The following is a 10,231-nucleotide window of genomic DNA, read 5'->3' as shown; positions in this document are numbered from 1 at the left end:
CTTTCAAATTTTGGAGCGGGAAACGAGACTCGAACTCGCGACCCCGACCTTGGCAAGGTCGTGCTCTACCAACTGAGCTATTCCCGCGTTACTGCTTTTTTGCCATATTTTGATGGCGTCGTAATTTGCATTTCTGCGTCGTTACGGGAGGCGCATTATACGAGAATTCGATGCCCCTGCAACCCCCTGACGATCACTTTTTTGCGTTTTTTGTTTAAATGGACATTTTCTCGCCACCTACGCCGCTGAATTGTATAAATAAGCGTCATAACGGGCAAAATTGCTTTTTCCGCCCGGCTGAATGACGCAAAATCGCTCGCATCATAGTGCGGTGGCGCGACGTATAACGTGGCCACCACGACGCCAAACAGGGAATTAGCATGAGAAAAGTCCTCACCGTCCTGCTGCTGAGCACGCTGGCCATCGGAACCGCGTCAGCCGAGACGCTCCATTTTGGCACTACCACGGCCAATCCGCCGTTTGTCACCGCCAACGGCAAAAATCAGCCCGTCGGCTTCGATATCGATCTCGCTCACGCCCTGTGCCAGCAGATGCAGGCGCAGTGCCAGTTTACGGCGCAGCGTTTCGATACCCTGATCCCGGCATTGCGCTTTAAGAAGTTTGATGCGGTGATTGCCGGTATGGAAGTGATCCCAATGCGCGAGAAGCAGGTCGCCTTTAGCCGCCCCTATCGCCAGGCCCTCTCCGGGGTGGTGATCGTCAATAAAGATGTCGCCCATACCTTTGCCGATCTGAAAGCCAAAAAAATCGGCGTGGTGAAAGGCACGCTGCACCAGCACTATCTGCGCGATAAGCAGAAGGCCGTGCAGGCGATCCCTTACGACGACGTCGCCAGCGCTTTAGCCGCGCTGAAAGCCGGCGAAATAACCGGCGTCATGAGCGACTTCGCCACCCTTGACGCCTGGCAACAAGAGAACCCTGACTACGCCATCATGGATGAGCGGGCCACCGACCCGGCTTATTACGGTAAGCAGTATGCGATTGCGGTGCGCAAAGACGATCCGGAGTTGCTGAATGCCATCAACGATGCCCTGACCGCGGTCATGGCGACGCCTGACTTCCAGCAGATGCAGCAAAAGTGGTTTAAATAATCAGAAAGATGTACCGGGCCGCACCAGGCCCGGTATTGGTTTACAGCTTAATGAAATGCTCGCGATAGTAGGCCAGCTCGGCAACCGACTCGCGGATATCGTCCATCGCCTGATGGGTGCCCTGCTTTTTAAAGCCGTCGAGAATTTCCGGCTTCCAGCGGCGAGCCAGCTCTTTCAGCGTGCTGACGTCCAGATAGCGGTAGTGGAAATAGGCTTCCAGTTGCGGCATGTACTTAAACAGGAAGCGACGATCCTGGCCGATGCTGTTGCCGCAGATCGGCGACTTGCCCGCCGGCACCCACTGCTTAAGAAACTCAATGGTCGCCAGTTCGGCATCGTGCTCGCTGACGGCGCTGGCCTTCACGCGATCCACCAGTCCGCTGCCGGTATGCGTCCGCACATTCCACTCGTCCATTAATGCCAGCTGAGCATCCGACTGATGCACGGCGATGGTCGGCCCTTCAGCCAAAATGTTCAGGTTGGCATCGGTCACCAGGGTGGCGATTTCGATAATGCGATCGCGCTCCGGATCCAGCCCTGTCATCTCAAGATCGATCCAAATGAGGTTGTTTTCATTTGCACTCATGCTATTTTCCACCCTTCTTGCGTGACTATATTCATCTAAAATAGCGTGTATCATAGAGGTTTTGCCCCATCAGGGCGACCAGGAGCCAGTTCGATTGAGTAAAAATAAACTCTCCAAAGGCCAGCAGCGCCGCGTCAACGCCAACCACCAGCGCCGCCTGAAAACCACTGCGGAGAAGGCCGACTACGATGACAACCTGTTTGGCGAAACGTCGGAAGGCATTGTCATCAGTCGCTTTGGTATGCATGCCGACGTCGAATCCGCTGACGGTAGCGTCCATCGCTGCAACATTCGCCGGACAATCCGTTCGCTGGTCACCGGCGACCGCGTGGTCTGGCGGCCGGGTAAAGACGCCGCCGACGGCGTAAACGTCAAAGGGATCGTCGAAGCGGTGCACGAGCGCGCCTCCGTCCTGACGCGTCCGGATTTTTACGACGGCGTGAAGCCTATCGCCGCCAATATCGATCAGATCGTGGTGGTTTCCGCGATCCTGCCTGAACTGTCGCTGAATATTATCGATCGCTATCTGGTGGCCTGCGAGGCGCAGGATATCGAGCCGTTGATCGTCCTGAATAAAATCGATCTGCTGGATGACGATGGCCTGCGCTTCGTCAATGAGCAAATGGACATCTACCGCAATATCGGCTACCGCGTGCTCATGGTCTCCAGCCGGACTCAGGACGGTCTCAAGCCGCTGGAAGCGGCCCTGACCGACCGCATCAGCATTTTCGCCGGGCAGTCCGGGGTCGGTAAATCGAGTCTGCTGAATGCCCTGCTGGGGCTGAATGAGGATCAGATCCTCACCAATGATGTCTCGGACGTTTCCGGCTTAGGCCAGCACACCACCACCGCGGCGCGCCTCTACCACTTCCCGCACGGCGGCGATGTGATTGATTCGCCGGGTGTTCGTGAATTTGGCCTCTGGCATCTGGAAGCGGAACAAATCACCCATGGCTTTGTCGAATTCCATGATTATTTAGGCCATTGCAAATACCGCGACTGTAAACACGATAACGATCCTGGCTGTGCGCTTCGCGAAGCGGTAGAGAACGGCAAGATCGCCGAAAGCCGTTTTGAGAACTACCACCGCATCCTCGAAAGCATGGAGCAGGTACAGGTAAAAACGCGTAAAAACTTTTCCTCGTCCGATGACTGATCATTAAGCTGAGCATCACGTCAGGCTCTGCCAGGACGCGGTCAAACTGCGACTAACGCGGATGCCATTTGGCGAGGTTTACGTATAGAATCGTCCCCTTTTTTCAGGACCCCGCCCGCGGGCGGGGTCAGGAACGACATATCATGGCCTGGAGGCTACTTTGTTAAACGATCTTAAACTTTCACTGCAATACATTCTGCCTAAACTGTGGCTCACCCGCCTCGCAGGCTGGGGTGCGAGCAAACGCGCAGGTTGGTTGACGAAACTGGTCATCGATCTGTTCGTGAAATACTACAAGGTCGATATGAAAGAGGCGCAGAAGCCGGATACCGCGGCTTATCGCACCTTCAACGATTTCTTTGTGCGTCCGCTGCGCGACGACGTTCGCCCGCTGAATACCGATCCCAACGTGCTGGTGATGCCGGCAGACGGCGTGATCAGCCAGCTTGGCGCCATTGAAGACGATAAAATCCTGCAGGCCAAAGGTCATGACTACAGCCTGGAAGCCCTGCTGGCCGGCAACTATCAAATGGCCGACCTGTTCCGTAACGGAAGCTTCGCCACCACCTATCTGTCGCCGCGCGACTATCACCGCGTGCACATGCCGTGCAACGGCATCCTGCGCGAAATGATCTACGTTCCTGGCGACCTGTTCTCGGTTAACCATCTGACGGCGCAGAATGTGCCTAACCTGTTCGCCCGTAACGAGCGCGTCATCTGCCTGTTTGATACTGAGTTTGGCCCAATGGCGCAAATTCTGGTGGGCGCGACTATCGTTGGCAGCATCGAAACCGTGTGGTCCGGCACCGTGACCCCGCCGCGCGAAGGCATTATTAAACGCTGGACCTGGCCCGCGGGTGACAGCGAAGGCTCCGTCGCCCTGCTGAAAGGCCAGGAGATGGGCCGCTTCAAACTGGGTTCCACCGTGATCAACCTGTTTGCCCCGGGCCAGGTGAAGCTGGTCGACTCGCTGCAAAGCCTGTCCGTGACTAAAATCGGCCAACCGCTGGCGACCGCCGTGGAAGCCAGCACCGCTGCTGAACCCGCGCCGTTACCGGAAGAAGAGATCCGCGCCGAACACCGCGCCAGCCCGCTGGTTGACGATACACAAGACCAAGGTTAATTCTTCAGCAAAAAGGGTTATGCCGTGCGCCTGATATACACTTTCCTGTTGGCCTTGAGCCTCAGTTTCGGGGCGTACGCTGCGACAGCCCCGGATGCTAAACAGATAACCCAGGAACTGGAACAGGCGAAGGCGGCAAAGCCCGCCCAGCCTGAAACCGTTGAAGTTCTGCAGTCCGCGCTGAACGCGCTTGAGGAGCAAAAATCGTTCCTCGAGCGCGCCCGTCAGTATCAGGACGTTATCGATAATTTCCCCAAACTGTTTCAAAGCCTGCGCTCCCAGCTCAATAATCTGAGCGAAGAACCGCGCCAGGTGCCAACCGGCCTGACCGCCGATGCGCTGAACCAGGAGATCCTGCAGGTCAGCAGCCAGCTGCTGGAATCGAGCCGCCAGGCGCAGCAGGAGCAGGATCGCGCGCGTGAAATCGCCGACTCCCTGAACCAGCTGCCGCAACAGCAAACCGATGCCCGTCGTCAGCTCAATGAGGTTGAGCGCCGCATCGGCACGCAAACCGGCAACAATGCTCTCGCCCAGGCGCAAAATCTTGCCCTGCAGGCGGAATCGGCGCGCCTGAAGGCGCTGGTGGATGAACTCGACCTCGCCCAGCTTTCCGCCAACAACCGCCAGGAGCTGTCGCGCGCCCGTTCCGAGCTGGCGCAAAAGCAGAGCGAACAACTGGATGCCTATCTGCAGGCGCTGCGCAATTTACAGAACAGCCAGCGCCAGCGGGAGGCGGAAAAGGCGCTGGAGAGCACCGAACTGCTGGCGGAGAACAGTGAAAACCTGCCGCCGGACATCACCGCGCAGTTCAAGGTCAACCGGGAGCTCTCCCAGGCGCTGAACCAGCAGGCGCAGCGCATGGATCTGGTGGCCTCCCAGCAGCGGCAGGCGACGAATCAAACGCTGCAGGTGCGCCAGGCGTTAAACACCCTGCGCGAGCAATCGCAGTGGCTGGGCTCTTCCAACCTGCTGGGTGAAGCCTTACGCGCCCAGGTGGCGCGACTGCCGGAACGCCCTCGCCCACAGCAGCTGGATACGGAAATGGCACAGTTGCGCGTGCAGCGTCTACGCTTTGAAGATTTACTCAGTAAGCAACCACAGCTGCGGCAGATCCGTCAGGCCGACGGCCAACCGCTGACCAGCGAGCAGAACAAGATCCTGCAGGCGCAGCTGCGCACGCAGAACGAGCTGCTGAACTCGCTGCTGCGCGGCGGCGATACTCTGATGCTGGAGCTCACTAAGCTGAAGGTCGCCAACGGCCAGCTGGAAGACGCGCTGAAAGAGATCAACGAAGCGACCCACCGCTATCTGTTCTGGACTTCGGACGTCAGCCCCATCGGCTTCTCCTGGCCGCTGGAGATTGTCCAGGATCTACGGCGTCTGATCTCCCTGGATACCATCAGCGAGCTGGGCAAAGCCAGCGCGATGATGCTCACCAGCAAAGAGACCTTGCTGCCGCTGTTTGCCGCCCTGCTGCTGGTTGGCTTTAGCATCAGCTCCCGACGCCATTTCACCCGCTTCCTTGAGCGCTCCAGCGCCCGGGTGGGGAAAGTCACCCAGGATCACTTCTGGCTGACGCTGCGCACGGTCTTCTGGTCGATACTGGTGGCCTCGCCGCTGCCGGTGCTGTGGATGACGCTCGGCTATGGCCTGCAGTCCGCCTGGCCCTTCCCGCTGGCGGTGGCGATAGGCGATGGGGTCACGGCGACCGTGCCTTTGCTGTGGGTGGTGATGATCTGCGCCACCTTCGCCCGGCCAAACGGGCTGTTTATCGCCCACTTCGGCTGGCCGCGTAACCGCGTGGCGAAAGCGATGCGCTACTACCTGATGAGCATCGGGCTGATTGTGCCGCTGATTATGGCGCTGATCATGTTTGATAATCTTAACGACCGCGAGTTCTCCGCTTCGCTGGGCCGCCTGTGCTTCCTGTTGATCTGCGGCGCGCTGGCGGTGGTTACCCTGAGCCTTAAGCACGCCGGTATTCCGCTCTATCTGGATAAAGAGGGGAATGGCGACAATATGGTGAACCGCCTGCTGTGGAACCTGATGCTTGGCGCCCCGCTGGTGGCCATGCTGGCGGCCGCCGTCGGCTACCTCGCCACCGCCCAGGCGCTGCTTGCGCGTCTGGAAACCTCGGTCGCCATCTGGTTCCTGCTGCTGGTGGTCTATCACATCATCCGCCGCTGGATGCTGATCCAGCGCCGCCGGCTGGCCTTCGACCGGGCCCGCCACCGTCGCGCGGAAATTCTCGCCCAGCGCGCCCGCGGCGAAGATGAGCCCGTTCACGTCAGCAGTCCGGAGGGGTCGGTGGAGACGGAGGTCAGCGAGGTCGATCTCGATGCCATCAGTACCCAGTCGCTGCGGCTTGTGCGTTCCCTGCTGATGCTGATCGCGCTGCTGTCGGTCATCGTGCTGTGGTCGGAAATTCATTCGGCGTTTGGCTTCCTTGAGAATATCTCGCTGTGGGACGTGACCTCGACGGTACAAGGGGTGGAAAGCCTTGAGCCGATCACGCTTGGCGCGGTGTTGATTGCCATTCTGGTGCTGATCATCACCACTCAGCTGGTGCGCAACCTGCCCGCGCTGCTGGAACTGGCGATCCTCCAGCATCTCGATTTAACGCCCGGCACCGGCTACGCCATCACCACCATCACCAAATATCTGCTGATGCTCGTCGGCGGGCTGGTGGGCTTCTCGATGATCGGTATTGAGTGGTCGAAGCTGCAGTGGCTGGTCGCCGCGCTGGGTGTGGGTCTCGGGTTTGGCCTGCAGGAGATCTTCGCCAACTTTATCTCCGGCCTGATTATCCTGTTTGAGAAGCCGATCCGCATCGGCGATACAGTCACCATTCGCGACCTGACGGGCAGCGTCACCCGCATTAATACCCGTGCAACCACCATCAGTGACTGGGACCGGAAAGAGATTATCGTGCCGAACAAGGCCTTCATCACCGAACAGTTTATCAACTGGTCGCTGTCGGACTCAGTCACCCGCGTGGTGCTGACAGTGCCGGCCCCCGTGGACGCCGATACCGACGAGGTCACGAAAATTCTCATTGCCGCGGCGCATCGCTGCTCGCTGGTCATCGATACCCCGGCGCCGGAGGCGTTTCTCGTCGACCTGCAGCAGGGGATCCAGATTTTCGAGCTGCGTATTTTTGCCGCGGAGATGGGGCATCGCATGCCGCTGCGCCATGAGATGCATCAGCTGATCCTGGCGGGCTTCCGCGAGCATGGCATTGATATGCCGTTCCCTCCGTTCCAGATGCGTTTGGAAAGTATCGACGGCAGGCAAAGCAGTAAAACCATGACCTCGGCCGGAAAAACCAGCCGCCGTACGGCTGGTAGCCTGTAAACCATCCCCTGCCCGGCTGCACCGCCGGGCAGGTTCTTTAACTCTCCATCACCAGCGCGCCGGACGCCATGCGCCGACGGTAGCTTTCGTAGATCCCCAGCGCCAGCAGTGAGAAGAAGATCGGTCCACCGACCATCCACAGGGTACTGTTCCAGTCCCCGCTGTCGATGACGGGTTGGATAATGGTGAAGATATTGGCGAAAGTCACCACCAGCAACACCACGCCGGTCGCCAGCAGCGTCGACGAACGGTTTTTGAAAATCACGAACGGTCGGTCAAGATGCGTTTTCGCCTTGAAGAACGGGAAGGCGATGGTCAGGAATAGATAGGGCAAGGTCATGGAGACATTGGCCATCAGCGTCAGCTTGTTATAAAACGCGGAAGCGCTATCCCCACCGAACGATACCAGTACGATAAACACCCCGACCAGCAGACACTGCAGCCACATCGCCGCGGCGGGCATGCCGTTGACGTTGAGACGGGTCATCACCGACGGCCAGAGCGCTTTTGGCGTGCCCTGGATAATCGCTTTCAGGGGAGAATAGCTGAGGGTGAAGAACGCGCCGGTGTAAGCGAGAAACATCGACAGGCCCGTAATACGGGCGAACCAGACTCCGGTCAGGGCAGCCGACTCTGGCGTCAGGTGCAGAGCCTGGCCGAGCGTCGTCCCAAGGCTGGTCATCAGCACATAGGTGATGTTGCCGAGGTTGGTCGAACGCGCGCCAAGCACCTGCTGCCAGTTGGCGCTCACGCCCCACAGCACAATCGCCAGCGAGTAACCGACCGAGATAACGATCGCCGCGATGATAATCCCTTTGGCAAAGTTCTTTTCCGGCTTATCAGTCTTATCCACTAAGCCGCCGACCGCCTCAATTCCGCCATAGGCAAAGATGGCAAATACCACAAACGACAGCATCGCCATGCCCGACTGATACCCGGGATTAGGTGAAAAGGTGAAGTTTAACGGTTGGGCGAAATGGCCGCCGTTGAGCAGGAGGATCGCCCCGCTCACCAGCAGTAGCACCAGGTTAAGCCCCATCACCGCGATGCCGCCGACGGCGGTGATTTTGGCGATTTTATTGATCCCTTTGACGGCAATAAAGGTCACGACACCCATCCAGCAGGCTGCCAGAATGCCCACCGTCTGCGTCGGGGTCAGGCTAGCCAGCGCCCAGGTCTGGGTTTTGTCCGCGCCAAACAAAAAGGTGGATAACGGCACCCAAATTTTAGCCGCCGTACTCACCATCCACACCACGTACGACGCAAACCACATAAAGGTGCCGATGAAAGCAAAGCGCGGCCCGACGCTGTGGTTCATCCAGGAATAGATCCCGCCCTCTTCGCGACGATAAGCCGAGCCCATCTCCGCCATCATCAGCGCGAACGGAATAAAGAAAAAGAGGGCGGAAAAAAGATAAAACGGCATCGCACTGTAGCCCATCAGATAAAACGCCGACGGGCTGTTGGCAAAGCCAAACACCGAAGTGAAGATCATCAGAATCAGCCCAATCAGGCTCATCTTCTTGAATTGTTGATGCATAAATCTATCCAAACGAGGGCATCACCCAACAGGCAACGCCTGGCCTCAAAAAATGAGCGCGGATAGTAGCAAAAGCACGGAAGGAGATTGTGGGTATTCGGGCGAAAACCGGGATAGCGTGAGGGAGGATCGGTCAGGGCGGGTCTGTCACCTCCCCCGCTCTCAGGCGGCAGGAGGTGACAGCGCCATCAGGCGCGGTCGACCGTAAAGGCGATCACCTCGCCGATGCTTTCGGCACCCAGCGCCAGCATCACCACACGGTCAACGCCCAGCGCCACGCCGGAGCAGTCCGGCAGGCCCGCCTCTAGTGCCGCCAGCAGGTTGTTATCGATAGGCTGCTGCGGAAGGCCGCGCGCGGCGCGTTTGCGGTTGTCCTGCTCGAATCGCAGACGCTGTTCGCGGGCATCGGTCAGCTCGTGGAAACCATTCGCCAGCTCAATACCTTTGTAGTAAACCTCGAAGCGCTCAGCGACCCGATGATCTTCCGGGCTGATCTGCGCTAACGAGGCCTGGGTGGCCGGGAAATGATAGATAAACGTCGGCCGATCTTTACCGATGTGCGGCTCCACGCCCATGGTGAACAACAGTTGCAGCAGCGTGTCGCGATCTTCTTCAGTATCGGCGATATTGCTTAAATCCAGCTTCGCCGCGACTTCACGCAACTGCGTTTTATCAGCAGAGAGCGGATCAATATCCAGATGACGCTGGAACGCCTGCTGATAGGAGAGGCTTTCCGCTGGCTGACACTCCAGAACCTGCTGCAGCAGGTCGTCCACCTCGTTGATCAGGCGATACATGTCATAGCACGGACGATACCACTCCAGCATGGTGAATTCCGGGTTGTGATGCCGGCCCATCTCTTCATTACGAAAGCTGCGACACAACTGGAAAACCGGACCGCAGCCCGCCGCCAGCAGGCGCTTCATATGGTATTCCGGACTGGTCATCAGGTACAGATTGAGTCCCTGTGAATGGCCCGGGCCGACGAAACGGGTTTCGAACGGGAACAAATGAATATCCGTTACCGTCGCCTGACTCATGCAAGGCGTCTCCACCTCCAGCACGCCGCGATCGGTAAAGAAACGGCGGATTTCCGCCATCACCGCCGCGCGTTTCAACAGATTGGGAATGGGTGCGCTCGGCTGCCAGGTTGCCGTCTCGCTCATGGTACTTTCTCCGATTGCAAATTAAGGGCACGAAGTCTACTCGCAACCGGCGAGTGAAACAAATTTTGTGCAATCCCCGGCAGATTACATGCCATTAATCTATCGTTAACCTGAATGCATAAATATCACTGATAAATAACCGCACATATCGATAAAAAAATCGAACACGTCAATTTTCCTTACTGACCCTACAG

7 protein-coding genes and 1 tRNA gene are annotated in these 10,231 nt (G+C 58.1%); 4 read left to right on the top strand and 4 right to left on the bottom strand.

Going from position 1 to position 10,231, the window contains the following annotated elements:
• Positions 1-11: 11 nt before the first annotated feature.
• Positions 12-87, bottom strand: a tRNA-Gly gene (locus A1WC_RS23390).
• 293 nt (positions 88-380) lie between these two features.
• Between A1WC_RS23390 and A1WC_RS23395 the strand changes: the two genes are divergently transcribed.
• Positions 381-1,112, top strand: a complete 732-nt coding sequence (locus tag A1WC_RS23395) for a transporter substrate-binding domain-containing protein (protein WP_016160145.1) — start codon at positions 381-383, stop codon at positions 1,110-1,112.
• 40 nt (positions 1,113-1,152) lie between these two features.
• Here A1WC_RS23395 and orn read toward each other — a convergent pair whose 3' ends face one another.
• Positions 1,153-1,698, bottom strand: coding sequence for an oligoribonuclease (orn, locus tag A1WC_RS23400; protein WP_004206435.1), 546 nt, complete (start codon positions 1,696-1,698; stop codon positions 1,153-1,155).
• A gap of 94 nt (positions 1,699-1,792) precedes the next feature.
• On the opposite strand from orn, the gene rsgA reads away from it, so the two are divergent.
• From rsgA to mscM, 3 genes are all read left to right on the top strand, one after another.
• Positions 1,793-2,854, top strand: a complete 1,062-nt coding sequence (rsgA, locus tag A1WC_RS23405; protein WP_008807202.1) for a small ribosomal subunit biogenesis GTPase RsgA — start codon at positions 1,793-1,795, stop codon at positions 2,852-2,854.
• Between the two features lie 160 nt (positions 2,855-3,014).
• On the top strand, positions 3,015-3,977 hold the full coding sequence (gene asd / locus A1WC_RS23410; RefSeq protein ID WP_012969117.1) for an archaetidylserine decarboxylase: 963 nt from the start codon (positions 3,015-3,017) through the stop codon (positions 3,975-3,977).
• Positions 3,978-4,001: 24 nt separating this feature from the next.
• Complete coding sequence (mscM, locus tag A1WC_RS23415) at positions 4,002-7,331, top strand: miniconductance mechanosensitive channel MscM (protein ID WP_016160144.1); 3,330 nt, start codon at positions 4,002-4,004, stop codon at positions 7,329-7,331.
• Between the two features lie 37 nt (positions 7,332-7,368).
• Here mscM and yjeM read toward each other — a convergent pair whose 3' ends face one another.
• Both yjeM and epmA read right to left on the bottom strand, forming a co-directional pair.
• On the bottom strand, positions 7,369-8,871 hold the full coding sequence (yjeM, locus tag A1WC_RS23420) for a glutamate/gamma-aminobutyrate family transporter YjeM (protein ID WP_016160143.1): 1,503 nt from the start codon (positions 8,869-8,871) through the stop codon (positions 7,369-7,371).
• Positions 8,872-9,059: 188 nt separating this feature from the next.
• Positions 9,060-10,037, bottom strand: coding sequence for an elongation factor P--(R)-beta-lysine ligase (gene epmA / locus A1WC_RS23425; protein WP_008807206.1), 978 nt, complete (start codon positions 10,035-10,037; stop codon positions 9,060-9,062).
• Between the last annotated feature and the right edge of the window lie 194 nt (positions 10,038-10,231).

Source organism: Klebsiella sp. KTE92, from assembly GCF_000398905.1.
GTDB classification, from domain to species: domain Bacteria; phylum Pseudomonadota; class Gammaproteobacteria; order Enterobacterales; family Enterobacteriaceae; genus Klebsiella; species Klebsiella variicola.
This window is presented reverse-complemented; position numbering and strand designations above follow the sequence as displayed.